This is a genomic window from Streptomyces sp. NPDC001410 (assembly GCF_042895235.1).
Classification (GTDB): Bacteria; Actinomycetota; Actinomycetes; order Streptomycetales; family Streptomycetaceae; genus Streptomyces.
Map to the genome: position 1 here is coordinate 206,111 of NZ_JBIAWE010000005.1, position 23,719 is coordinate 229,829.

17 protein-coding genes are annotated in these 23,719 nt (G+C 71.4%); 8 read left to right on the forward strand and 9 right to left on the reverse strand.

The genetic code is table 11. The features are described from left to right. The first annotated feature begins 257 nt into the window (after positions 1 to 257). A complete protein-coding gene (locus ACFY3C_RS12560; RefSeq protein ID WP_390770721.1) occupies positions 258 to 1,046 on the forward strand; it encodes a protein phosphatase 2C domain-containing protein in 789 nt (262 codons plus the stop codon). Positions 1,047 to 1,116: 70 nt separating this feature from the next. Here the strand turns inward: ACFY3C_RS12560 and ACFY3C_RS12565 are convergent, their stop codons facing one another. Continuing rightward, positions 1,117 to 1,608: a MarR family winged helix-turn-helix transcriptional regulator gene (locus ACFY3C_RS12565; RefSeq protein ID WP_386581215.1), complete on the reverse strand. Its 492-nt coding sequence runs from the start codon at positions 1,606 to 1,608 to the stop codon at positions 1,117 to 1,119. 229 nt (positions 1,609 to 1,837) lie between these two features. Here ACFY3C_RS12565 and ACFY3C_RS12570 point away from each other — a divergent pair, with 229 nt between their 5' ends. Then, complete coding sequence (locus ACFY3C_RS12570) at positions 1,838 to 2,662, forward strand: lysozyme (protein WP_390770722.1); 825 nt, start codon at positions 1,838 to 1,840, stop codon at positions 2,660 to 2,662. Positions 2,663 to 2,782: 120 nt separating this feature from the next. Beyond that, positions 2,783 to 5,134, forward strand: a complete 2,352-nt coding sequence (locus ACFY3C_RS12575; RefSeq protein WP_390770723.1) for a SpoIIE family protein phosphatase — start codon at positions 2,783 to 2,785, stop codon at positions 5,132 to 5,134. A gap of 88 nt (positions 5,135 to 5,222) precedes the next feature. Here the strand turns inward: ACFY3C_RS12575 and ACFY3C_RS12580 are convergent, their stop codons facing one another. From ACFY3C_RS12580 to lon, 4 genes are all read right to left on the reverse strand, one after another. Further along, positions 5,223 to 5,786, reverse strand: a complete 564-nt coding sequence (locus ACFY3C_RS12580) for a hypothetical protein (RefSeq protein WP_390770724.1) — start codon at positions 5,784 to 5,786, stop codon at positions 5,223 to 5,225. Positions 5,787 to 5,938: 152 nt separating this feature from the next. Beyond that, a complete protein-coding gene (locus ACFY3C_RS12585; RefSeq protein WP_390770725.1) occupies positions 5,939 to 6,541 on the reverse strand; it encodes a hypothetical protein in 603 nt (200 codons plus the stop codon). Positions 6,542 to 6,695: 154 nt separating this feature from the next. Then, positions 6,696 to 7,712, reverse strand: a complete 1,017-nt coding sequence (locus ACFY3C_RS12590; RefSeq protein WP_390770726.1) for a serine/threonine-protein kinase — start codon at positions 7,710 to 7,712, stop codon at positions 6,696 to 6,698. Positions 7,713 to 7,855: 143 nt separating this feature from the next. Continuing rightward, positions 7,856 to 10,285: an endopeptidase La gene (gene lon, locus ACFY3C_RS12595; RefSeq protein ID WP_390770727.1), complete on the reverse strand. Its 2,430-nt coding sequence runs from the start codon at positions 10,283 to 10,285 to the stop codon at positions 7,856 to 7,858. 182 nt (positions 10,286 to 10,467) lie between these two features. On the opposite strand from lon, the gene ACFY3C_RS12600 reads away from it, so the two are divergent. Further along, positions 10,468 to 10,893 (forward strand): DUF4259 domain-containing protein, encoded by a 426-nt coding sequence (locus tag ACFY3C_RS12600; protein ID WP_390770728.1) that lies wholly within the window; start codon positions 10,468 to 10,470, stop codon positions 10,891 to 10,893. A gap of 94 nt (positions 10,894 to 10,987) precedes the next feature. Here the strand turns inward: ACFY3C_RS12600 and ACFY3C_RS12605 are convergent, their stop codons facing one another. After that, complete coding sequence (locus ACFY3C_RS12605) at positions 10,988 to 11,785, reverse strand: rhomboid-like protein (protein ID WP_390770729.1); 798 nt, start codon at positions 11,783 to 11,785, stop codon at positions 10,988 to 10,990. 262 nt (positions 11,786 to 12,047) lie between these two features. Between ACFY3C_RS12605 and ACFY3C_RS12610 the strand changes: the two genes are divergently transcribed. The 4 genes from ACFY3C_RS12610 to ACFY3C_RS12625 all read left to right on the forward strand — a co-directional run bounded on the left by ACFY3C_RS12610 (position 12,048) and on the right by ACFY3C_RS12625 (position 18,799). Further along, complete coding sequence (locus ACFY3C_RS12610; protein WP_390770730.1) at positions 12,048 to 12,731, forward strand: spermidine synthase; 684 nt, start codon at positions 12,048 to 12,050, stop codon at positions 12,729 to 12,731. Between the two features lie 109 nt (positions 12,732 to 12,840). Next, the gene (locus ACFY3C_RS12615) at positions 12,841 to 13,581 is read left to right on the forward strand and encodes a response regulator transcription factor (RefSeq protein ID WP_386578297.1); all 741 of its coding nucleotides are present in this window, start codon (positions 12,841 to 12,843) and stop codon (positions 13,579 to 13,581) included. Next, positions 13,578 to 14,690 carry an ATP-binding protein gene (locus ACFY3C_RS12620; protein ID WP_386578296.1) on the forward strand — a complete coding sequence of 371 codons (1,113 nt, stop codon included), beginning with the start codon at positions 13,578 to 13,580 and terminating at the stop codon, positions 14,688 to 14,690. The genes ACFY3C_RS12615 and ACFY3C_RS12620 overlap by 4 nt, the downstream gene beginning before the upstream one ends. A gap of 302 nt (positions 14,691 to 14,992) precedes the next feature. Beyond that, positions 14,993 to 18,799: a multifunctional oxoglutarate decarboxylase/oxoglutarate dehydrogenase thiamine pyrophosphate-binding subunit/dihydrolipoyllysine-residue succinyltransferase subunit gene (locus ACFY3C_RS12625; protein ID WP_390770731.1), complete on the forward strand. Its 3,807-nt coding sequence runs from the start codon at positions 14,993 to 14,995 to the stop codon at positions 18,797 to 18,799. A gap of 269 nt (positions 18,800 to 19,068) precedes the next feature. Here ACFY3C_RS12625 and fxsT read toward each other — a convergent pair whose 3' ends face one another. The 3 genes from fxsT to ACFY3C_RS12640 all read right to left on the reverse strand — a co-directional run bounded on the left by fxsT (position 19,069) and on the right by ACFY3C_RS12640 (position 23,713). Beyond that, complete coding sequence (gene fxsT / locus ACFY3C_RS12630; RefSeq protein ID WP_386578294.1) at positions 19,069 to 22,071, reverse strand: FxSxx-COOH system tetratricopeptide repeat protein; 3,003 nt, start codon at positions 22,069 to 22,071, stop codon at positions 19,069 to 19,071. An 80-nt stretch (positions 22,072 to 22,151) separates the two neighbouring features. Then, positions 22,152 to 23,438, reverse strand: a complete 1,287-nt coding sequence (locus ACFY3C_RS12635; RefSeq protein ID WP_390770732.1) for an aKG-HExxH-type peptide beta-hydroxylase — start codon at positions 23,436 to 23,438, stop codon at positions 22,152 to 22,154. Then, complete coding sequence (locus ACFY3C_RS12640; protein WP_386578292.1) at positions 23,435 to 23,713, reverse strand: hypothetical protein; 279 nt, start codon at positions 23,711 to 23,713, stop codon at positions 23,435 to 23,437. Before ACFY3C_RS12640 ends, ACFY3C_RS12635 begins: the two co-directional genes overlap by 4 nt. Positions 23,714 to 23,719 lie beyond the last annotated feature (6 nt).

A 23,719-nucleotide genomic window follows, 5' to 3' on the forward strand; every position in this document is an offset into this window, starting at 1 on the left:
CGCATCACCTGACCCGCCACCCGAAGGAGTGAACATCGGAGGGGAGTTGGCGGGCAAGTTCCTGTGGCGTGTGCAGGGCCCTTGTGCGGTGGGCCGGTTGGACGTGCGCGTCAGGCTTTGGCAGTATTCGCCACCACGTCTTCCCGGAGTGCGTCATTTACCCCCAAACCAGGCGCCTGACCTGCGGGGCCGTGCCAATTCGAGGGTGCTTGCCAGTCTTTGGCGAAGCCTGTGAAGGGGTCGTGCAGACTGGCTGAATGCGCACTGATCTCGTTTCGGAAGCCGGCGCCCCGACCCGACCCAACGAGGACTTCGCCGGAGTCGGACTACCCGCGTCCGGTCAGGGGGGTTGCGTGATCTTGCTGGACGGAGTGACGCCGCCACGGGACGGGACGGGGTGTCTGCATTCGGTCCCGTGGTTCACGGCGCGGCTCGGCGGCGCGCTGACCGAACTGACCGTTTCCGGGCGAGATCTGACGCTCCCGGAGATTCTCTCGCGGGCGATCGCCCGGACCGCCCAGACCCATGCGCAAACCTGTGAGCTTTCTCACCCGCGAACCCCCCAGGCGACGGTGGTCCTGACCCGCTGGTCCGACGAGACCGTGGAGTACCTGGTCCTGTCCGACTCCGTGCTGCTCCTGCAGTCCCCCGAAGGCGCGGTCACCCCGGTCCTGGACGACCGGCTCGACCGGCTGCCCCGCTCCGCGCTGGCCACCGACGCCCTGATCGACGCGCATCTGCGCAACAAGGAGGGCGGCTTCTTCACGGCCGCCGCCGACCCCTCGGTCGCCTCCCGCGCGGTCATCGGCACCCTCCCCCGCCACGAGGTACGGGCCCTGGCCGCCCTGACGGACGGCGTGACGCGCTGGACGGAGAAGTTCCACGAGGGTGACTGGACGGCCCTGTTCGACCTCGTCGCCAAGGAGGGCACCCGTTCCCTGGTCGAGCGGGTACGGGAGCTGGAGTCGGCGGACCGGGAGGAGCGGGCGTTCCTCGGCCGCAGCAAGACGCACGACGACGCGACGGCGGTGTACGTCGAGCTTTAGGGCCTGTCGTAGGCCACCTGCCGCAGGGCCTGTCGTGGGGCCTCTCGTAGGGCCCGCCCCGGAGTGCCGGCTACTTCTCCATGACGGTGTTCAACTGGTGCAGCAGGCGGGCCAGTTCGGCCACCTCCAGGCGGTCCCAGTGGGCCAGCTGGCTGACGTAGCGGGCGCGGCGGGCCTCGCGGACCTTGCCGACGCGGCCGCGGCCCTCGTCGGTCAGGGTCACCAGCCAGGCGCGGCCGTCGGCGGGGTCGGGCTCGCGGGCGATCAGGCCCAGCTCCTCCAGGGCGCGCAGCTGGCGGGACATGGTGGCCTTGCCGACGCCGATGTAGGCGGCGAGTTCGGTGGCGCGCTGGCCGCCGAGTTCGTCGAGGCGGATGAGCAGGCCGTACGCGGAGGACTCCAGGTCGGGGTGGACCTCGCGGGCCATCTCGCCCTGGTTGGCCCGGGCACGCCTGAGCAGCACGGTCAACTCGCGCTCCAGCGCCAGGAATTCCTGGTCTGCACCACTCGGCGTCACCTGGTCGGTGACCCGATGTCCGTCGCCGTTTCCGTCCTCGTGCACGTCAGCACCCCTGATCGGTTTCGCTGTCCTGAAAGTTTCTGTCAAACGCCGTCATTGCCGCAGCTCCGTAAGTATTTCGCAGGCGTAGACCAACGGCAGCCTCCGGACCCCCTTCCCACTCCGTCATCTACGTGCGTAGCTTCTTTAGCAGGCAATCAATGGCATGCCCACGCCAGTGGATCAGCGGTCACTCCACGGTCCCCCCCACCTCACTCCTCGGAGGCACGTCATGCCCGTGCACAGACCCGGTTCCCCCCACCCGCGCCCGCTCGCCGTCCTGGTCACCGCCCTGCTCGCGGCGCTCTCCCTGGCCCTCCCCCTCACCGCCGCCCAGGCCGCGAGCACACCCGGCCGCGGTTCGGCGTACATGGGCATGGGAGTCCTCGCCCACGACGGACAGAACGGCACCCCCTCCACCGGTGACGTCACCCAGACCGAGGGTGTCGACGTCTCCGGCCACCAGGGCAACGTCGCCTGGAGCACTCTGTGGAACAGCGGCGTCCGCTGGGCCTACACGAAGGCCACGGAGGGCACGTACTACACGAACCCCTACTTCGCGCAGCAGTACAACGGCTCGTACAACGTCGGCATGATCCGCGGCGCGTACCACTTCGCGACCCCGGACACCACGAGCGGCGCCACCCAGGCGAACTACTTCGTCGACCACGGCGGCGGCTGGTCCCGCGACGGCAAGACCCTGCCCGGCGCGCTCGACATCGAGTGGAACCCGTACGGCGCCGCCTGCTACGGCAAGTCCGCCAGCGGGATGGTCAGCTGGATCGCCGACTTCCTGAACACCTACAGGGCGCGTACGGGCCGGTACCCCGTGATCTACACGGCCACCAGCTGGTGGACCCAGTGCACCGGCAACTACGGCGGCTTCGCCGTGAACAACCCGCTGTGGATCGCCCGCTACGCCTCGGACCCGGGGACGCTGCCCGCGGGCTGGTCGTACTACACGATGTGGCAGTACACCTCCTCCGGCCCGACAGTCGGCGACCACGACAAGTTCAATGGAGCACTCGACCGCGTGGTGGCGCTGGCCAACGGCTAGCCGCCGTGCGGGTGCGGCGGTCGTCCCCCGCGGGCGGCCGCCGTGCGCTGCGTTGGTGCTCCGCGCCGGCCGGGATCATGCTGGAGAGGAGCCTGCCGAGCAAGGGCGAGATGAGCGGCGATGGAGCGACAGTCGACGTACACGGCCACGGCCACCATCGATGAGCAGGGCATCCTGACCGGCTGGAGCGAAGGCGCCCGGCGGCTGCTCGGCCACGAGGCCTCGGAGGTCGTCGGACGGCCCGCGTCCGCACTGCTCGCCGCGGAGGCCGGCTCGGCCCGCCGGACCCTGGCCGGGCGCGACCGGTGGAACGGGACCGTGCCCCTGCGGCACCGGGACGGCCGGCGCGTCGAGCAGGGGCTCCTCGCCCACCGCCGGACGTCGGACACCGGGGCCGTCGACTGGCTCGTGGTGACCGCCGTGGCGGACCGGCCCCAGCCGCCCCGGGGCGAACCGCTGGAGGAGTGGACGTTCATCCAGTCCCCCTTCCCGCTGGCGATCTTCGACACCGAGCAGCGCCTGATGCGCGCCAACCGCCGCCTGGAACGCGCCCTGTCCCTGCCCGAGGCGGCGATGCGCGGGCTTCGCCTGACCCACATCTCACCCGGTCACGCGAGCGAGGAGGCCGACCGGACGATGCGCCAGGTGCTGGAGACCGGCGAGCCCCAGGAGGTGCGGACCGGCCTCGTCCCGGATCTGGGCCTGTCCACCGTCCTGACCCCGCTCAAGGACGGCACCGGCAGGGTGCGCGCCGTCTGCCTCGCGGCGCACCGGCGCGCCCCGGAGTCCGCCCGCCGGGGCGCCGAGGGCGAGACCGGCACGCACCCGGGTACGGCTCCCGACCTCGGGCGGGCCGCGCAGGAGCTGGCCGAGGCCACGGTCCCCCGGCTCGCGGACTTCATGGCCGTGGACCTGCTCGACGCCCCACGGACCCCGGGCGGCCCCGCCGACACGAGCCCGGTGGTCCTGCGCCGCGCCGCGCTACGGGCCGTCCCGGACGACGCCGGACCCGCGTCCGGGGCCCGGACCGGCGAGGCGATCGCCTACGAACCGGGTTCACCCCTGGCGGAGTGCCTGGTCTCCGGCGATTCCGTCCTGTACGACACCTCGGACCCGGTGGTCACGGGGTGGGCGGCCGTGGACCCGGCGGCCGCGTGGCTGCACGCGTACGGCACGCACTCGCTGATGCTGGTGCCGGTGCTCGCCGAGGGCAGCACGCTCGGGGTGGCCCTCTTCGGCCGCCACCGGCGCCCCGAGCCGTTCGGCCCGGAGGATCTGCGGCTCGCCGAGGAACTCACGGCCCAGGCGGCCACCGGCCTGCACAGCGCCCGCCGGCACTCCCGCGCGCGCACCACCACCATGGCCCTGCAGCGCAGCCTGCTCCCGCACACGCTGCCCGACCAGGCGGCCCTGGACATCGCCACCCGGTATCTGCCCGCGGCCACCAAGGCCGGTGTGGGCGGCGACTGGTTCGACGTGATCCCGCTGTCCGGGGCGCGGGTCGCCCTGGTCGTCGGCGATGTCGTCGGCCACGGCATGCGCGCCTCCGCCACCATGGGCCGGCTGCGGACCGCGGTGCGCACCCTGGCCGATGTCGACCTGCCCGCCGACGAGCTGCTCACCCACCTCGACGACCTCGTCCTGCGGCTGGCCGCCGACGAGGGCAGCGCCGACCCGGCGGCCGAGACCGCCGGGGGCATCGGCACCACCTGTCTGTACGCGGTCTACGACCCGGTCTCACGCCGTTGCACGCTCGCCCGGGCCGGCCATCCGCCGCCCGCCGTGGTCACCCCGGACGGCACCGTCCGCTTCATCGACGTGCCCCCCGGTCCGCCGCTGGGGCTCGGCGGGCTGCCCTTCGAGGCGTTCGAGACCGAACTGCCCGAGGGCAGCCTGCTCGCCCTCTACACCGACGGGCTGCTCGAAGCCCGCGACCACGACATCGACGAGGCGCTGGACAAACTGTTCGGCGCGCTCGTCCGCCCCGCGCCGACGCTGGACGCGGTGTGCGACCGGGTGCTGACCGAGCTGCTGAGCCACCGCCCCGACGACGACATCGCCCTGCTCGTCGCCCGCACCCGGGCGCTGCACGCCGACCGGGTCGCCGCCTGGGAGCTGGACAGCGATCCCTCCGTGGTGGCCCGGGCCCGTAAGCACACTAGCGATCAGTTGAGCGCCTGGGGCCTTGACGAGGCCTCCTTCACCACCGAGCTGATGGTCAGCGAACTGGTCACCAACGCCATCCGCTACGGCCGCCCGCCCATCCAGCTCCGGCTCATCCACCAGAACTCCACCCTGATCTGCGAGGTCTACGACTCCAGCGGCACCACCCCGCACATGCGGCGCGCCCGGATCTTCGACGAAGGCGGCCGGGGCCTGCTGCTGGTCGCGCAGCTCGCCAAGCGCTGGGGCACCCGCCACGACCGGGTCGGCAAGACCGTGTGGGCGGAGCAGACGCTGACCCCGAGCTGACATGGGAATGCCCCGCCGGGGAGGGCGGGGCAGTGAGCGGTCGGCTTTCTGTGTGTGCGGTCTTCTCTGTGTTCGGCCTTCTCCCTGTTCAGTTGATGACCACGTCCGGCGGGGCGGGCGATTCCGGGGCAGCAGGCCCGGGGTCGGCCGGGGCGGGCGTCTCCGGTGTGGAGGTGCTGCCGGTGTCCCCGCCGGACGGCTCCGGCTTGTGGTCGTCGGGGCACGGCGGGCCGTCGTTGCCGTTGGTGCCGGTGCCGTTGCCGCCGTTCGTGCCCTTGCCGCCGCATGAGCCCCTGCCCCGGCCGCCGGTGCCGCCGGTGCCGGTACCGCCCGGAGCCGTGCAGACCGTGGCGTCGCCGCCGGTGCCGTTGCCGCCGTTGCCCCCTGTGGCGTTGCCGGCCTCGCAGGTGTCGTGGTCGCCGTGCTTCCCGTCCCCGTGATCGCCGTGCTTCTTGCCGTGATCGTCCTTGTGGTGATCGTCGCTCTTCTTTTGGTCCTTGCTGCCGTGGTCGTCGCCCTTCGCCGAGGCGGTCACGCTGTACGGCGCGGGGGCGGCGAAGGCGGCGCCTGCGGGGATCAGGACTGCGCCGAGGGGAAACAGGAGGGCGGCGGCGGCCACGGCCAGGCTGCTCTTGCGGACGTTGCGGGTCATGAGGGGTGCCGTTTCTTGAGGGGGGCGGTCGGGATTGCGGGGGGAGAGACTGGGAGGACTGGGGGCTCGTGGCCGGTGATCGGGTGGCGCGGCCGCTGACCGCGCCACCCGGATCCGCCGTCGCTCACTCGCTGCTGTCAGCGACGTGGGCTTCAGTTGGAAGTGGCGTTACCTCCGTTGCCGCCGGTCGCGTTGCCGGCGCCGTTGCTCGTGGCGTTACCACCATTACCGCCGGTCGCATTCCCGCCACCGTTACTCGTGGCATTGCCGCCATTACCGCCAGTCGCGTTGCCGGCGCCGTTACTCGTGGCGTTACCGCCGCCACCACCGGTCGCATTCCCGCCACCGTTACTCGTGGCGTTACCACCATTACCGCCAGTCGCATTCCCGGCGCCGTTACTCGTGGCGTTACCGCCGCCACCACCGGTCGCATTCCCGCCACCATTGCTCGTGGCGTTACCACCATTACCGCCAGTCGCGTTGCCGGCGCCGTTGCTCGTGGCATTACCGCCGTTGCCGCCGGTCGCATTGCCCTTCTTGGCCTTCTTCAGCTTCTTGTGCTGGTCACCGTCGTGCTTGTCGTGGTGCTTGGCCACCAGCGTGACGGTCGACGAGTCAGGCATCGGGGCGGCCGAGGCGGCGGCGGCCGGGAGGATGATTCCGCCGGCGACGACCACGGCCGAGGCGACGATCGTCGAGAGGCGGAAACCTCGCTTGGTACGGACGGCCTCGCGGTTCTCGTTGATGCGCTTCATGACTTTCTCCTACTTGATTCGGGGCCCTTTTTCGGTTTCCGGTTTCTCCGGTGGGGCCGTGCTTCAAGTAGGCCGGAATGCCAGAACGCGGTCACGTTCCGAGGACTCGGGACTTGACGAGGAGGAAAGCGTCCGGTATTTCAGCGCGGCGCGCCTAGGACGCCGGTCCCCCGAGGACCGGGCCGGCCCAGTCGGGCGGAGCGGGCGGGGCCGGCAAGGCGGGCGAGGCGGGCACCGGGTCGGCGGCAGGGAGAGCCTCGGCCGCACGGGCGTCCACCAGCGTGGGCGTACGGCGCCGCGGGCCACAGTCGGCCAGGGCGGCGCGCAGGGCTGCGACGAACTCCAGGCAGGTGCCGTAGCGGTCGTCCGGGGCCTTGGCCAGTGCCCTGCGCAGGACGTCGTCGGCGGCCGCCGGGATCCCGGCCCGCGCCTCGCTCAGCAGGGGCGGCGGGTCGTACTGGTGCGCCCACAGCAGCTCAAGGTCGTCGTCCCGGCGGAAGGGCGGTGCGCCCGCGAGGGTCTCGTAGACGACACAGGCCAGGCTGTAGAGATCGGACCTGCCGTCCACGGGGCGGCCCGCGACCCGCTCCGGCGCCACGTAGTCGAGGGTGCCGACGAACTCGCCCGCGGTGGTGAACCCGGTCAGCGACAGGGACTTCTTCGCCAGCCCGAAGTCGGTGAGGTAGACGTGCTCGGGGTGGTCGCTGTCGACGCCCTTGGTGACCAGGACGTTGCCGGGCTTGACGTCGCGGTGCACCAGGTCGTGCTCGTGGGCCGCGTCGAGCGCGGAGGCCAGCTGGGCGGCGATGCGCAGCGCGGCCGGCACGGGGAGCGGACCGTCCCGGTCGAGCACGGCGCGCAGGTCCATGCCGTGCACGAAGCACATCGCGATGTACAGGATCCCGTCGGTCTCGCCGGCCTCGAAGACGGGGACGATGTGGGGATGGTCGATGGCGGCGGCGATCCGCGACTCCTGGTGGAAGCGGCGGCGGAAGGAGTCGTTGCGGGTGTACTCGGGGGCGAGGAGTTTGAGGGCGACGGTACGGCCGAGGCGCAGGTCCCGGGCGCAGTAGACGACGGCCATGCCGCCGCGGCCCAGCTCGCGCTCCACGCGGTAGCCGGCGATCTCCGTCCCGATCGGGCCGGAAGGTTGCACCACCTGCCCACTCACGCCTGAATTCTACCCAGTTGATCCATATGCACGCTCGTCCGCGGCCGCGCTCGCCCACGGCACGGCGAAGGCCCGGGCCTCACGGAACCCGGGCCTTCCCTCATCCGGTCACCGCGGGCGCAACCCGCTGATGGACCACGTCGTCACGCCGCGACCGGAACCTCCGGCTCCGCGCCGTTCGTGGCGGGTGCGAGCGCCAGTTCCAGGACCTGGCGGACGTCGGTCACGGCGTGGACGTCGAGCTTGTCCAGCACCTCGGCCGGGACGTCGTCCAGGTCGGGTTCGTTGCGCTTGGGGATGATCACGGTGGTCACCCCGGCGCGGTGGGCGGCGAGCAGCTTCTGCTTCACACCGCCGATGGGCAGCACCCGGCCGGTCAGCGAGACCTCGCCGGTCATCGCCACGTCGGTGCGGACCAGCCGGCCGGAGAGCAGGGAGGCGAGGGCCGTGGTCATCGTGATGCCCGCGCTCGGTCCGTCCTTAGGGACCGCGCCCGCCGGGAAGTGGATGTGCACGCCCCGGTCCTTCAGGTCGGCCACCGGCAGCTCCAGTTCGGCGCCGTGGCTGCGCAGGAAGCTCAGCGCGATCTGCGCCGACTCCTTCATCACGTCGCCCAGCTGGCCGGTCAGGGTCAGCCCCGCCGCGCCCGTCTCCGGGTCGGCGAGGGACGCCTCGACGAAGAGGACGTCGCCACCGGCTCCGGTGACCGCGAGACCGGTCGCCACGCCCGGCACGGACGTACGGCGCTCGGCCGGGTCCTGGGCGGACTCGGGCACGTGGTGCGGACGCCCGATCAGCGCGCGGAGATCCTCGTCCCGGACGGTGAACGGCAGCTTCCGCTCGCCGAGTTCGTGCTGGGCCGCGATCTTGCGCAGCAGCCGCGCGATGGACCGCTCCAGGGTGCGCACGCCCGCCTCGCGGGTGTACTCGCCGGCGAGCTTGCGCAGCGCGCCCTCGTCGATCGTGACCTCGTCCTTGGCCAGGCCGGTCCGCTCCAGCTGGCGCGGGAGCAGGTGGTCACGGGCGATGACGACCTTCTCGTCCTCGGTGTAGCCGTCCAGGCGGACGATCTCCATACGGTCGGCGAGCGCCTCCGGGATGGCCTCCAGGACGTTGGCGGTGGCGAGGAAGACCACGTCGGACAGGTCCAGTTCGACCTCCAGGTAGTGGTCCCGGAAGGTGTGGTTCTGCGCCGGGTCCAGCACCTCCAGCAGGGCCGCGGCCGGGTCGCCCCGGTAGTCCGACCCCACCTTGTCGATCTCGTCCAGCAGGACCACGGGGTTCATCGACCCCGCCTCCTTGATGGCACGCACGACACGGCCGGGCAGCGCGCCGACGTACGTGCGCCGGTGGCCGCGGATCTCCGCCTCGTCCCGGACACCACCGAGGGCGACGCGGACGAACTTGCGGCCCATGGCGTGCGCGACGGACTCGCCGAGGCTGGTCTTGCCGACGCCGGGAGGGCCGACAAGCGCGAGCACGGCCCCGCCGCGCCGCCCGCCGATCACACCGAGGCCGCGCTCACTGCGCCGCTTGCGGACGGCCAGGTACTCGGTGATGCGCTCCTTCACGTCCTCCAGACCCGCGTGCTCGGCGTCCAGGATCGCCCTGGCGCCCTGGATGTCGTACGCGGAAGCACTGTCATCGGTCCGCTCGTTCCACGGCATCTCCAGGACCGTGTCCAGCCAGGTGCGGATCCACGAGCCCTCGGGCGACTGGTCGGAGGACCGCTCCAGCTTGTCGACCTCCTTGAGGGCGGCCTCGCGGACCTTCTCCGGCAGGTCGGCGGCCTCCACGCGGGCGCGGTAGTCGTCGGACTCCTCACCGTCCTGATCGCCGTTCAGCTCGCGCAGCTCCTTGCGGACGGCCTCGAGCTGACGCCTCAGCAGGAACTCGCGCTGCTGCTTGTCGACGCCCTCCTGGACGTCCTTGGCGATGGTCTCGGCCACGTCCTGCTCGGCGAGGTGGTCGCGCAACTGCTGCGCGGCGAGCCGGAGGCGGGCCACCGGGTCGGCGGTCTCCAGCAGCTCGACCTTCTGCTCGGTGGTGAGGAAGGGCGAGTACCCGGAGTTGTCGGCGAGCGCGGAGACGTCGTCGATGGCCTGGACGCGGTCCACGACCTGCCAGGCGCCGCGCTTCTTCAGCCAGCTGGTGGCGAGGGCCTTGTATTCCTTGACGAGTTCGGCGGCATGCCCGGGCAGCGGGTCGGGGACGGTCTCGTCGACCCCCGCGCCCTCGACCCACAGCGCCGCGCCCGGACCCGTCGTACCGGCGCCGATCCGCACCCGGCCGCGGCCGCGGATCAGGGCCCCCGGGTCGCCGTCGGCCAGCCGGCCGACCTGCTCGACCGTGCCCAGCACACCGGTCTTGGCGTACGTGCCGTCGATGCGCGGAACCAGCAGAACCTTGGGCTTCCCGGGCTCCGACCGGGCGGCGGCCTGCGCGGCCTCCACCGCGGCCCGCACCTCGGCGTCGCTCAGGTCCAGCGGAACCACCATCCCGGGCAGCACGACCTCGTCGTCGAGCGGCAGCACGGGCAACACGAGCGTGAACGCCGTGGACTCAGCAGCCATGATCTCCCCTTAGGCAGTCAACTTGAGCTATGCCGACTCAATGCACGGGGCTCCGCCAATGTTCCCGGGTCCTTGTTCGCTGTGAGCGATCGGCCGGTGACCGGGATGTTGTTGCAGACCAGAGGTGATGTCAGTGGGGCCTGCCAGGATGCCCGGACGTCAGCACGAACGGGGAGGAGCCCATGGGCACCTGGGACACGGGACCCTTTGACAACGACACCGCCGCGGACTGGTGCAACGGTCTCGACGACGCGGCCTTGAACGAGCGCGCGGGAATGGTTCGCGACGCGCTGGTGCGAGCCGTCGACACCGACGACTACCTCGAAGCACCCGAGGCGGAGGAGGCCGTCGCGGCGGCCGCGCTGGTCGCCGCCCAGTGTCCGGGCGGCGACATCCCCTCGCCGCACTACGGACCCGAGGAACCCCTCCCCGATCTCACGGCCCTGCGGTCACTCGCGCTACAAGCCCTCGACCGGGTCGTGACCGAGCCGTCCGAACTGCTGGGCCTGTGGGAGGAATCCGAGGGCTACCCGTGGCGGTCCGGTGTCGAGCGGATACGGCACATACTCCTGCCGCCCTCGGAGGGGGAACAGCTCAGCCTGTGCTGACCGTACGGCCCAATCAGTCATGAAGAGCTCCCCCGTGCCCTGACCACGGCTCCCTGCCACGGCCAGCAGCATCGCTACACCATCGAGCAGGCGTTCACACGGACCCCGGGGAAGTCGCGGGGAAGCGCCAGCGCCGTACCAGCGGCCAGCCGGCGATGCCGATGCTCAGGGCGATCAGGTGGCCCCAGTTGGTCATCGGGTCCTGGAAGGCGGTCAGGTCGTCGAGGAGCATGCTCGCGACCAGGGTGAGAAGGGGCCAGCGGACCCAGGGGGTGAGCAGGCCGGACAGGGCACCGATGCTGCCGGCGACACCGAAGCTGATGCCGTAGTCGAGGCGGTGCAGGGAGGTGTCCGGAAGGTGGCCGAACAGGACCGCGAGGCCCACCGGGACCTCGGTCGCGAGGGTCGCCAGGACGTGGCCCGCCAGGAACACGCAGGCCGCCCGGGCGCCGCCTATCCGCCGCTCCAGCGCGGTGAGCACCAGCACGAACGCGCCCGCGTACGGCGACACGATGCCGCCCGCGATCCACAGCGCGCTCGCCAGCAGCACCAGCACCGGCGTGCGCACCAGGTGGGCGACGTCGGTGCTGGAGCCCTGGTACAGCGTGTGCATCAGGGCGGGGTCGGCCCAGTCCGCCACGAGCGAGGTGAGGGCGAGGAGGGACGCGTAGGCGAAGGTGAACGGGGTGCCGGTGGGGGTCGGCAGGAGGTACCAGGGCCGGAAGGAGGGGCGGGTCGCGGCCGGGGCCGGCGTCGCGGCCGGGGCGGGCAGCTCTCGTTGGCGTGGGACTCCGTCGAGCAGGCCGGCGACATCCGGCAGGGAGTCGGCGGGAAGGGGCGTGCCCAGGGGCGGGGACGCGGCCGTCGCAGGCCCGGTCACGATCCGTTCCACGGTGAGGCACTCCTTCCGTCGCGCCCCACCCTTCGTGTTCCCGCGGCCGCTGTCTATGACCGACGCCACGCGAGAGCGGATTCACAGCAACCTCAGAAGCTTCAAACGCGTCCGCCCCTTGCCGGCGGCGCGCACGAGGCGCGCGGTGGCGGCGTGCGGCGGCAGTCGCGCCGCGCTGCCCCGCACCGCCCCGCAACCTGTTACCCGTGGGTTCGTGGTCAATTCCCGTGAACGCAACGCCTCGTTCGAGGAGGATGGGCGTATGACTGCCGTCTACGACACTCCTGAGGTCCTGGACCGACGCGAAGGCCCGTACGGGGAGGTGGTGCTGCGCAGGCACGGCGAGTTGCTGCAGATCATCGCCAACGGGTGCTTCCTCATGGACACCTCCGACGGCCGCTCGGAGCGGCTGCTGGTCGACGCCGCGTACGACGCCCTGGACGGGCGCCCGGCACCGGACGTGCTGATCGGCGGACTGGGGGTGGGATTCTCGCTCGCACACGCCGCGGCGGATCCCGACAGATGGGGCCGGATCACGGTCGTGGAGCGGGAGCCGGCCGTCATCGACTGGCACCGGGGCGACGGACCGCTGTCGGTTGTCTCCGCGCACGCGCTCGCCGATCCCCGCGCCGAGATCGTCCAGGCCGACCTTGTCACTTACGTCAATGAGACATCGGACACTTTCGACGCCCTGTGTCTCGACATCGACAACGGCCCGGGCTGGACCGTCACCGAGGACAACGACGGCCTCTACTCGCCGTCCGGACTCGCTGCGTGTGCAAGGGTGTTGAGGCCGGGAGGGGTGTTGGCGGTATGGTCTGCCGAGCCCTCTCCGGAATTTGAAGGAACCATGTGGAATGCCGGGTTCCATCAGGTGCGTACCGAAGAGGTCCCCGTTGCCCGGGGCGTTCCGGACGCCGTACACCTCGCCGTCCGACCTGGATAGCGACGGCGCGGTGAGTCCCCGTAATGTGCTGCCCTGACGCCGATCATTCAAGCGTCAATCGCAGTCATGGGATCACCCCACGGATTCCGGAAAGCAACAGGGGCGGGCGATGGAGCAGACACACACCTCCCAGACCAGCGCGGCCACGACGACCCAGGGCGCGCAGCGCCGCGTGCTGGTCGTCGAGGACGATCCGACGATCGTCGACGCCATCGCGGCCCGGCTCCGCGCCGAGGGATTCCTCGTGCAGACCGCGTCCGATGGCCCCGCGGCGGTCGACACGGCCGAGGCCTGGCAGCCCGACCTGCTGATCCTCGACATCATGCTGCCCGGCTTCGACGGCCTGGAGGTCTGCCGGCGCGTGCAGGCCCAGCGCCCGGTGCCGGTGCTGATGCTCACCGCGCGGGACGACGAGACGGACATGCTGGTCGGGCTCGGCGTCGGCGCCGACGACTACATGACCAAGCCGTTCTCCATGCGGGAGCTGGCCGCGCGGGTGCACGTCCTGCTGCGGCGCGTGGAGCGGGCGGTCGTCGCCGCGTCCACGCCCCGCTCGGGCATCCTGCGCCTCGGCGAGCTGGAGATCGACCACGCGCAGCGCCGCGTGCGGGTGAAGTCCGAGGACGTCCACCTCACGCCCACCGAGTTCGACCTGCTGGTGTGCCTGGCGAACACCCCGCGCGCGGTGCTCTCCCGGGAGCAGCTGCTGGCCGAGGTGTGGGACTGGGCGGACGCGTCGGGCACGCGGACGGTGGACAGCCACATCAAGGCGCTGCGCCGGAAGATCGGCGCCGAGCGGATCCGTACCGTGCACGGCGTGGGCTACGCGCTGGAGACACCGACGCCATGAGCGAACGGCGGGAGGCCGCACGGAGGAGCCCCGGGGAGGATCCCTGGGGGGGCGTACGCCCGTTCTCGATCAAGACCAAGCTGGGCGCACTCGTCGTCATCTCGGTGCTGATCACCACCGGTCTCTCGATCGTCGCGGTGCACACCAAGACGGAGCTTCGCTTCATCACGGTCTTCTCGATGATCGCCACACTGCTGATAACGCAGTTCGTGGCCCATTCACTCACCGCGCCGCTGGACGAGATGAACCTGGTGGCCCGCTCGATCTCGCAGGGCGACTACACCCGCCGAGTCCGCGAGAACCGCCGTGACGAGCTGGGCGACCTGGCCCAGACGATCAACGTCATGGCCGACGAGCTGGAGGCGCAGGACCGCCAGCGCAAGGAGCTGGTGGCGAACGTCTCGCACGAGCTGCGCACCCCGATCGCGGGCCTGCGCGCGGTGCTGGAGAACATCGTCGACGGGGTCACCGAGGCCGACCCGGAGACCATGCGGACGGCCCTGAAACAGACCGAGCGGCTCGGCCGGCTCGTCGAGACCCTGCTGGACCTCTCCCGGCTCGACAACGGCGTCGTACCGCTGAAGCTGCGCCGCTTCGAGGTGTGGCCGTACCTGTCGGGCGTGCTGAAGGAGGCCAACATGGTCGCCTCCGCGCGCGCGGGCATGGCCTCCGGCTCCGGCAGCCACACGCGTACCGACGTACATCTGCACCTGGACGTCTCCCCGCCGGAGCTGACCGCGCACGCGGACCCCGAGCGCATCCACCAGGTCGTCGCCAACCTGATCGACAACGCGGTCAAGCACAGCCCGCCGTACGGGCGCGTCACCGTGAAGGCGCGGCGCGGGCCGCAGCCGGAGTCGCTGGAGCTGGAGGTGCTGGACGAGGGGCCCGGAATCCCCAGGTCCGAGTGGCACCGCGTGTTCGAGCGGTTCAACCGCGGCTCGGTGACCCGGCCGCACGGTCCGGGCAGCGACGGCGGCACCGGGCTCGGCCTCGCGATCGCCCGGTGGGCGGTGGATCTGCACAGCGGCCGAATCGGTGTGGCCGAATCCGAGCGGGGCTGCAGGATCATCGTCACTCTTCCGGGAGAGACTTCCGTCCCAGGTTGACGTAAAGTCCGAACCGGAGCCACAAGATCCACGAGCGTCCCCGCAGTCGGACACGTGTGATCAGGGACAGCCCCGCGACGCACGCCCGAGCGAGTCGCGCCGGGCCCCGCTCGGCGATCCCGCACACCTCAGCTCACATGCGGAACCACGCTTGTTTCCCGCCATATCAAGCCCTGAAACAAGATTTCTGATGTGACTTACGCGACGATGAACCTGCCCGACCTGACCTTCCCGGTCTCGGAGGCGTAGCCTTTATTCCCGCTGTCCATAACCTTGTGAAGCGGAAGAGGGCGGTTGCCGCCGTGTCGCCACAGTCCCCCAGTAACTCGAGCATCTCGACCGACGACCCAGCCGGGAAGAACCCCGCTGCTGCGTTCGGTCCCAACGAGTGGCTCGTCGACGAGATCTATCAGCAGTACCTCCAGGACCCGAACTCGGTAGACCGTGCCTGGTGGGACTTCTTCGCCGACTACAAGCCGGGCGCGCCTGCCGCCGCGGCTCCGGCGGGTACTGCGGCCGCGGGGGTCGCAGGAACCACCACCACGGCTTCCCCGGCCCCGAGCGCGCCCGCGGCCCCCGCCGCCCCCGCGCCCGCCCCTGCGGCCCCGAAGCCCGCCGCCGCGGCTGCGGCCCCCGCTCCCGCGGCACCGGCCGCGGCCCCCGCCCCGGCCAAGCCGGCGACGCCCGCACAGGCGCCCGCTCAGCCGACGGCCAAGGCCGCGCCCGCCACGGCGGCCCCGGAGGGCCCCGAGCTGATCACGCTGCGCGGCCCGGCCGCCGCGGTCGCGAAGAACATGAACGCCTCGCTGGAGCTGCCGACGGCCACCTCGGTCCGCGCGGTCCCGGTGAAGCTGCTGTTCGACAACCGGATCGTCATCAACAACCACCTGAAGCGCGCCCGGGGCGGGAAGATCTCCTTCACGCACCTGATCGGCTTCGCGATGGTCCAGGCCATCAAGGCCATGCCGTCGATGAACTGGCACTTCGCGGAGAAGGACGGGAAGCCCACCCTCGTCAAGCCGCCGCACGTCAACTTCGGCCTGGCCATCGACCTGGTGAAGCCCAACGGCGACCGCCAGCTCGTCGTCGCCGGCATCAAGAAGGCCGAGACGCTGAACTTCTTCGAGTTCTGGCAGGCCTACGAGGACATCGTCCGCCGCGCCCGTGACGGCAAGCTGACGATGGACGACTTCACCGGTGTCACGGTCTCCCTGACCAACCCCGGCGGCCTCGGCACCGTCCACTCCGTGCCGCGTCTGATGCCCGGCCAGTCGGTGATCATGGGCGTCGGCTCCATGGACTACCCGGCGGAGTTCCAGGGCACCTCCCAGGACACCCTGAACAAGCTCGGCATCTCGAAGGTCATGACGCTCACGTCGACCTACGACCACCGGGTCATCCAGGGCGCCGCCTCCGGCGAGTTCCTGCGTATCGTCGCGAACTTCCTCCTCGGCGAGCAGGGCTTCTACGACGACGTCTTCGAGTCGCTGCGCATCCCCTACGAGCCGGTCCGCTGGCTCAAGGACATCGACGCCTCGCACGACGACGACGTCACCAAGGCCGCCCGCGTCTTCGAGCTGATCCACTCCTACCGGGTCCGCGGCCACGTCATGGCCGACACCGACCCGCTGGAGTACCGCCAGCGCAAGCACCCCGACCTGGACATCGTCGAGCACGGCCTCACCCTGTGGGACCTGGAGCGCGAGTTCGCGGTCGGCGGCTTCGCCGGCAAGTCGATGATGAGGCTGCGCGACATCCTCGGCGTGCTGCGCGACTCGTACTGCCGCACCACCGGCATCGAGTTCATGCACATCCAGGACCCGAAGCAGCGCAAGTGGATCCAGGACCGCGTCGAGCGCCCGCACTCCAAGCCGGAGCGCGAGGAGCAGCTGCGCATCCTGCGCCGCCTGAACGCGGCCGAGGCCTTCGAGACCTTCCTGCAGACGAAGTACGTCGGCCAGAAGCGCTTCTCCCTGGAGGGCGGCGAGTCCGTCATCCCGCTGCTGGACGCGGTCATCGACTCCGCGGCCGAGTCCCGCCTGGACGAGGTCGTCATCGGCATGGCCCACCGCGGCCGCCTGAACGTCCTCGCGAACATCGTCGGCAAGTCGTACGCGCAGATCTTCCGCGAGTTCGAGGGCAACCTCGACCCGAAGTCGATGCACGGCTCCGGCGACGTGAAGTACCACCTGGGCGCCGAGGGCACCTTCACCGGCCTGGACGGCGAGCAGATCACGGTCTCGCTGGCCGCGAACCCGTCCCACCTGGAGACGGTCGACCCGGTCATCGAGGGCATCACCCGCGCCAAGCAGGACATCATCAACAAGGGCGGCACGGACTTCACCGTCCTGCCGGTGGCGATCCACGGCGACGCGGCCTTCGCGGGCCAGGGCGTGGTGGCCGAGACCCTGAACATGTCGCAGCTGCGCGGCTACCGCACCGGCGGCACGGTCCACATCGTCATCAACAACCAGGTCGGCTTCACCGCGGCCCCCGAGTCCTCGCGTTCCTCCATGTACGCGACGGACGTGGCCCGCATGATCGAGGCCCCGATCTTCCACGTGAACGGCGACGACCCCGAGGCCGTCGTGCGCGTCGCGCGGCTCGCCTTCGAGTTCCGCCAGGCGTTCAACAAGGACGTGGTGATCGACCTCATCTGCTACCGCCGCCGCGGTCACAACGAGTCGGACAACCCGGCCTTCACCCAGCCGCTGATGTACGACCTGATCGACAAGAAGCGCTCGGTGCGCAAGCTGTACACCGAGTCCCTCATCGGTCGCGGCGACATCACCCTGGAAGAGGCCGAGCAGGCGCTGCAGGACTACCAGGGCCAGCTGGAGAAGGTCTTCACGGAGGTCCGCGAGGCTACGTCCCAGCCGGCCGCCGGAGTCGTCCAGGCGCCGCAGGACGGCTTCCCGGTCGCGGTGCCGACCGCGATCTCCTCGGAGGTCGTCAAGCGGATCGCCGAGTCCCAGGTCAACATCCCCGACTCCTTCCACGTGCACCCGCGTCTGCTGCCGCAGCTGCAGCGCCGGGCGACGATGGTCGAGGACGGCACGATCGACTGGGGCATGGGCGAGACCCTCGCGGTCGGCTCCCTCCTGCTGGAGGGCACCCCGGTCCGGCTGTCCGGGCAGGACTCCCAGCGAGGCACCTTCGGCCAGCGCCACGCGGTGCTCATCGACCGTGAGACGGGCGAGGAGCGCACCCCGCTCCAGTACCTCTCCGAGGACCAGGCGCGCTACAACGTCTACAACTCCCTGCTGTCCGAGTACGCGGTCATGGGCTTCGAGTACGGCTACTCGCTGGCCCGCCCCGACGCGCTCGTGATGTGGGAGGCGCAGTTCGGCGACTTCGTCAACGGCGCGCAGACGGTGGTCGACGAGTACATCTCGGCGGCCGAGCAGAAGTGGGGCCAGATGAGCGGCGTGACGCTGCTGCTCCCCCACGGCTACGAGGGCCAGGGCCCGGACCACTCCTCGGCCCGCGTCGAGCGCTTCCTCCAGCTCTGCGCCCAGAACAACATGACGGTCGCCATGCCGACCCTCCCGTCGAACTACTTCCACCTCCTGCGGTGGCAGGTGCACAACCCGCACCACAAGCCGCTGGTGGTGTTCACCCCGAAGTCGATGCTGCGTCTCAAGGCCGCCTCGTCGAAGACGGAGGAGTTCACGTCGGGTCAGTTCCGCCCCGTCATCGGCGACGCGACGGTGGACCCGGCCGCGGTCCGCAAGGTCGTCTTCGTGGCCGGCAAGCTGTACTACGACCTGGAGGCCGAGCGGGTCAAGCGCGGTGTCACGGACACGGCGATCATCCGCATCGAGCGGCTGTACCCGCTGCCGGGTGACGAGCTGCAGGCGGAGGTCAACAAGTACCCGAACGCCGAGAAGTACCTGTGGGCGCAGGAGGAGCCGGCGAACCAGGGTGCCTGGCCGTTCATCGCGCTCAACCTGATCGACCACCTCGACCTGGCGGTCGGCGCGGACATCCCGGCCGGCGAGCGACTGCGGCGCATCTCGCGCCCGCACGGCTCGTCCCCGGCGGTGGGCTCCGCCAAGCGCCACCAGGCCGAGCAGGAGCAGCTGGTGCGTGAGGTCTTCGAGGCGTAAGCCTCCGGCGGTTCAGCCGAACACCAGGGCCCGGTGCCGAGTTCTTACTCGGCACCGGGCCCTTCGCCTACCCGCCGGGGCGATTGTGACCGTACGCGGCTGCGGGTGCGCGGGGGCTGGTCGCGCCCACGCGGCGGAGCCGCATATCGATACAGCCCCGCGCCCCTAGGGAGCTGCAGTTCCGCCGGCTGCACAGCGGCACCCCGCAAGCGCGGGCGAGCGGCCCCACCCCCCGCCCAGCCACAGCACCGGGCGACCGGGAAGCCCGCTCAGCCCAGATACGGTTCGAAGTCCCAGTACGGCCTCGTGCGCTGGCGGGCCGAGATGGTGTGGGGGTGTTGGGCGCCCAGGGTGCGGGTGAGGCCGAGGAGGCCGTCGTCCTCCAGTTTTCCGGCCTCCTCGTGTTCACGGGCGGCGCGCAGGTCGGCGGCGAGTGCCACCTGGCCGGAGAGGGTGAGCGGGTGCTCGTGCCCCAGGGTGTGCCGGGCCCGGCGCAGGGTGTCCCGGCTCAGTTCGACGGCGTCGGCGATCCGGCCGTTCAGGTTGCGGGCGCTGGCCGCGTTGAGGGCGCAGCCGAGGACCCAGGGGTGGTCGGCGCCGAGGGTGGCGGTGAGACCGGCGAGGGCGGACTCGAACATCGACAGGGCCTCTCCCCGCTCGCCCGCGGCCTGCATGACCAGGCCGGTGTTGGAGAGCATGCCGGTGGCGACCGGGTGGGCCGGGCCGAGCAGGGCCCGGTAGCCGGCCTCGGCCTCGTCGATCAGCTCGCGGGACTGGGAGAGGTCGCCGTGCTCCCGCAGGTAGTTGCCGTAGTTGGTGAGGAAGGCCAGGGTCCGGTAGTGCTCGCGGCCGTGCAGCTGGATCAGCTGCTCCAGCAGGCTGGCCATGGTCGGGCCGACCTCCGGGGCGTGACCGCCCTCGCGGCGTCTGCACATGGCCAGCTGGGCCCGGGCTTCGAGGGTCTGCGGATGCTGCGGGCCGAGCACCGTCACATGGAGGCGTACGACCGGTTCCTGGCGGGCGAGCGCGTCACGGTAGCGGCCCAGCAGCCGCAGGCTGTGGGTGACCGCGTTGCCCGAGCTGAGGGTGTTGATGTGCCGCGCCCGCAGCACGCTCTCGCGCCTGCCGAGCGTGTCCAGGTCGAGCTCCAGCGCCTCGGCGTACCGGCCCAGCGCCCGCAGGCACACACCGAGGTTGTGCCGGGCGACCAGAGTGGGGGGCTCGTCCGGGCCCAGGAGCCGCTCGTTGCCGTCGAGCACCTCGCGCTGCAGGTCGTACGCCTCCAGGTACCGGCCGAGGTTGCGCAGGCCGGACGCCATGGCGCTCTTGGTGACCAGCTCACCGATCTCGTTGCGCACGGGCGCGGCCTGCAGCCGGTCCAGGACGCCGCGGTGCAGCTCGTAGGCGTCGCGGAACCGGCCGCTGTTACGGAGCATGTTGCTCTCCTGGGTGGCCAGGTCGAGCATGGGCTGGTCGAGCGGATCCATGAACCGGGACCAGTGGGGGCGCACCCGCTGGGCCAGTTCGAGGCCGCCGCTGTACTCCCCGCTGCGCGAGCAGTAGCGCAGACAGTTCAGCACCAGTTCCTGGACGCGTGGCTGACGGCTCTCCAGGGCGCCGGAGGGCTCCAGGTGGGGCAGCAGTTCGGCGTAGCGCGGCCAGTTCCTGCTGTCGGCGGGGTTGCCGGGGTCGGCCTCGGCGAGCAGGGTGCGCACCGCCCGTTGGTGCAGGTCCCGGCTGTCTTCGCTGGTCAGTTTGGAGACGATGTCGTGGACGAGACGGTGCATGTGCACGGACTCCTGGTGCGGGCCCATCTCGGCGGCCAGCGGTCCACGGGTCTCCCGGGTGAGCACGGAGTAGTTGACGAGTGCGTCCAGGGCCCTGGTCCAGGCCGGCAGGTCGGTGGACATCCAGCGCAGTTCCTCGGGCAGTTCGGCCCGCGGGTAGGCGCGGATCAGGCCGAGCGGGATACGGCCGGGTGCGAACGAGGTGCACAGGCTCAGCACATCGATGGCCTGCGGCTGGGAGCGGCGCAGGCGGTTGAGCAGTATGGCCCAGGAGGTCAGGGAGGAGCGCGGGAAGCCCTCGCCGGTGACGGGCTCGTCGACGGTGGACAGCCGCCGTTCCCGCACCATCCGCAGGTACTCGGCCACCTCCATGCCGGACTCGCCGAGCCAGGAGGCGGCCTGCACGAGCGGCAGCGGGACGTCGCCGAACTCGGCGGCCACCTCGTCGGCCTCCGCGGCGCTGATGTGCGGGGCGCGGCGCATCAGGTACGCGGTGGACTCGGCCCGCAGGAAGGAGGGGATCGAAAGGACGTCGGTGTGCTCGCTCCAGCCCCGGTTGCGTGAGGTGATCAGGACGTGGCCGGTGCCCTGCGGGAGCAGGGCCGACACGCCTTCGGTGTCGTCCCAGCCGTCGAAGACCACCAGCCAGTTGGCGTACGGCTCCCCGCGCCGCAGCGCGTTGCGCACCGCGCGGATGCGCTCGCCGGGCTCGCTGCCGATCCGCAGGCCGAGTTCCACGGCGAGTTCGCCGAGCCGGTCGCGCTGGATGTTGCGGTCGTCGGAGTTGACCCACCACACCAGGTCGTAGTCGGTGCTGAAGCGGTGTGCGTACTCGGCGGCGAGCTGGGTCTTGCCGATGCCCGACATGCCGACGAGCGTGCAGGCGGAGGCCCCGCGCTCGGCGTCCGCGAGCCGCTGGTGCAGCTCGTTGAGCAGGTCGTCGCGGCCAGTGAAGCGCGGGTTGCGGCGCGGCACCTCGCCCCAGATCTCGCAGCGCTCGTCGGGGTAGCGGATCTGATCCGGCAGGGGCCGTGGGCGCGGGCGGCGCTCAAGGCCGAGCCGGTTCAGCAGGCGCTCCTCGGCAGCCTCCTCGCTCAGCGCCCACAGGCTGGCCGGTTCCAGGACCGCGGTGGCCGGGAGCAGCGGCCGGTTGGTGAGGTTGACCGCGGCGAAGCGGTCGGCCTGTGCGGCCACGAAACCGCGCAGGGCGTCGTTCCACTCGCCGGGCGGGCGCGGGCCGAGCTCGAAGAACCAGTCGTTGAGGACGAGGAGGACCTTGCCGCTGGACAGCAGCAGGTCGCCGAGCGAGTCCTCCAGGGGCACCTCGCGCGGCGGGTCCCAGCGCTGCAGGGTGGCCCGGTGCCCGTGGCGCTCCAGGCACTGTGCGATCCATGTCGCCCATGAGCGGTGGTATCCCGGGAAGACCACGAGAACGTGCTCATGTGCCGCCGCACCGGTCTCGCCCGACCGCCGCTGTTCCGCCATCGTCGCTCCCTGTTCCCGCGGCTGCCGCCCTCTCGGGCAGCCGCACACATAACGTAACGCAAAGGCGCCTCTACGGAGCGTTATCCGGACTGTCGGGCGGTCACCCCGAGAATCCCGTGGTGTGCACCCATGTTCCGGACGAACTCCCTTCCCTCTGGGGTCAGTTCATCGGAATCGCTCAGCACGGACAAGGCCTGGCCGACCTGATCCCTGTGTGCCTCGAACCGCTCCGCCGCGCGCCGGCCCCAGTTCCGGTCGCCCCCCGGCCCGGTCCGGGCCCGCCACCACAGGTCCATCAGCGCCAGATGCGCGTACGCCCCCTGCAGCACTCCCGAGACGGGCCGCGGATCCCGCCGCCACCCGACCCGGTGCAGGATGCCGTCGCCGCAGGGCCGCCGCAGGGGGACGAGTTCGTCGAGCACGGCCAGTTTGGTGTGGTGCGTCTCGTGCACCAGCAACTCCGCCAGGTCCCGCCGGTCGGCCGGCAGCTGGGTGAGGACGGCGCCGGGTGCGGTGCGCAGCGTCGCGCTCATCGGCGTACCCGCGCCCGCCGGGGACGTGAGCGGGACGACGCAGCGGACCAGCGCCGTCGTCTCGGCGGCCCGGCCGGGATGCGTCGTGACCAGCAGGGCCAGCGCGTCGCGCCAGCGGGTGGTCCAGGCGAGCTGGTCGGAGTACGGGCGCTCGGCCCCGGGCAGGGCCGCCGGGCCGATGCCGCCCGGAGGCACCCGGTAGGGGTCCACGTCGTCGAGGACGGCTGCGCTGCCGGGCAGCAGGTGCAGCACGGACCAGGCCGGCGGGCCGTGGGGCGCCCGGCGCGGCCGCACGACGTCGGGTGCCGCCCCGGACAGCAGGACCGTGCCGCCCGCGCTGTCGGTGAGCCGTACGACGCCGGCGCGGCCGCTCAGCCGGGCCGGTCCGGGGGCGCAGCGCAGCAGGCCGATGCCGGGCAGGGACAGGGTGCCCGTCGGCAGCGGGCGCGTGAGGGTGAAACGGCACCCCGCCCGGAGCGCGGCGGCGACCGCCACACCGCCCAGCCGGTCCAGCCGTTCCTCGAAGGCCGGACCGTCGGGTGCGGCGAGCAGCTCGGCGAGCCAGGAGCCGGTCGTCGGATAGTCGAGCACCTCACGGACCGCCGCGGGGTCGGCCCGCTCCGCCCGCTCCAGCAGCGCCCAGTCCTCCTCGAAGCCCCGTCGTACCGCGGTCGGCAGCGCATCGTGCCGGCGTTCGGCGCGGACGAGGAGGGATTTGAGCAGCAGCATCCGGCGGGCACGCAGCGCGGCACGCAGCGCGCCGGTGACCACGGGCAGCGGCCGGGTCCGCGCCAGCTCGGCGAAGATCTCCGGCGTGACCGGCCCGGAGGTCATGCCACGGTGTCCTCACTCCGTAAAGGGCGCCGCGCACGACCGGCTGAAAACGCACGCCCCTCGGGCCCTTCCGGTACGGCGTCGTCGTCCGGGTTGGTGTACCAGACCCGGCGCAGCTCCCCGGGGTCCGCCAGCACCCCCTCCACCGCCGCGATCAGCTCCGGGTCGTCAAGGGCCCGCAAAGTCCGCAGGTCGACGTCAGTGAGGTCGGGCGGAACCAGGCCCTCTCCTGTCGTCCGGCCGAGGCCGACCGCCCGTATCCTGTGCTCCCCCACCTCGGC

What these genes read in the sequence shown, in the direction of transcription:
- ACFY3C_RS12560 (WP_390770721.1), top strand. Translation starts at nt 258, where the DNA reads ATGCGCACTGATCTCGTTTCGGAAGCCGGCGCCCCGACCCGACCCAAC.
- ACFY3C_RS12570 (WP_390770722.1), top strand. Translation starts at nt 1,838, where the DNA reads ATGCCCGTGCACAGACCCGGTTCCCCCCACCCGCGCCCGCTCGCCGTC.
- ACFY3C_RS12575 (WP_390770723.1), top strand. Translation starts at nt 2,783, where the DNA reads ATGGAGCGACAGTCGACGTACACGGCCACGGCCACCATCGATGAGCAG.
- ACFY3C_RS12580 (WP_390770724.1), bottom strand. Translation starts at nt 5,786, where the DNA reads ATGACCCGCAACGTCCGCAAGAGCAGCCTGGCCGTGGCCGCCGCCGCC.
- ACFY3C_RS12585 (WP_390770725.1), bottom strand. Translation starts at nt 6,541, where the DNA reads ATGAAGCGCATCAACGAGAACCGCGAGGCCGTCCGTACCAAGCGAGGT.
- lon (WP_390770727.1), bottom strand. Translation starts at nt 10,285, where the DNA reads ATGGCTGCTGAGTCCACGGCGTTCACGCTCGTGTTGCCCGTGCTGCCG.
- ACFY3C_RS12600 (WP_390770728.1), top strand. Translation starts at nt 10,468, where the DNA reads ATGGGCACCTGGGACACGGGACCCTTTGACAACGACACCGCCGCGGAC.
- ACFY3C_RS12610 (WP_390770730.1), top strand. Translation starts at nt 12,048, where the DNA reads ATGACTGCCGTCTACGACACTCCTGAGGTCCTGGACCGACGCGAAGGC.
- ACFY3C_RS12615 (WP_386578297.1), top strand. Translation starts at nt 12,841, where the DNA reads ATGGAGCAGACACACACCTCCCAGACCAGCGCGGCCACGACGACCCAG.
- ACFY3C_RS12620 (WP_386578296.1), top strand. Translation starts at nt 13,578, where the DNA reads ATGAGCGAACGGCGGGAGGCCGCACGGAGGAGCCCCGGGGAGGATCCC.
- fxsT (WP_386578294.1), bottom strand. Translation starts at nt 22,071, where the DNA reads ATGGCGGAACAGCGGCGGTCGGGCGAGACCGGTGCGGCGGCACATGAG.
- ACFY3C_RS12635 (WP_390770732.1), bottom strand. Translation starts at nt 23,438, where the DNA reads ATGACCTCCGGGCCGGTCACGCCGGAGATCTTCGCCGAGCTGGCGCGG.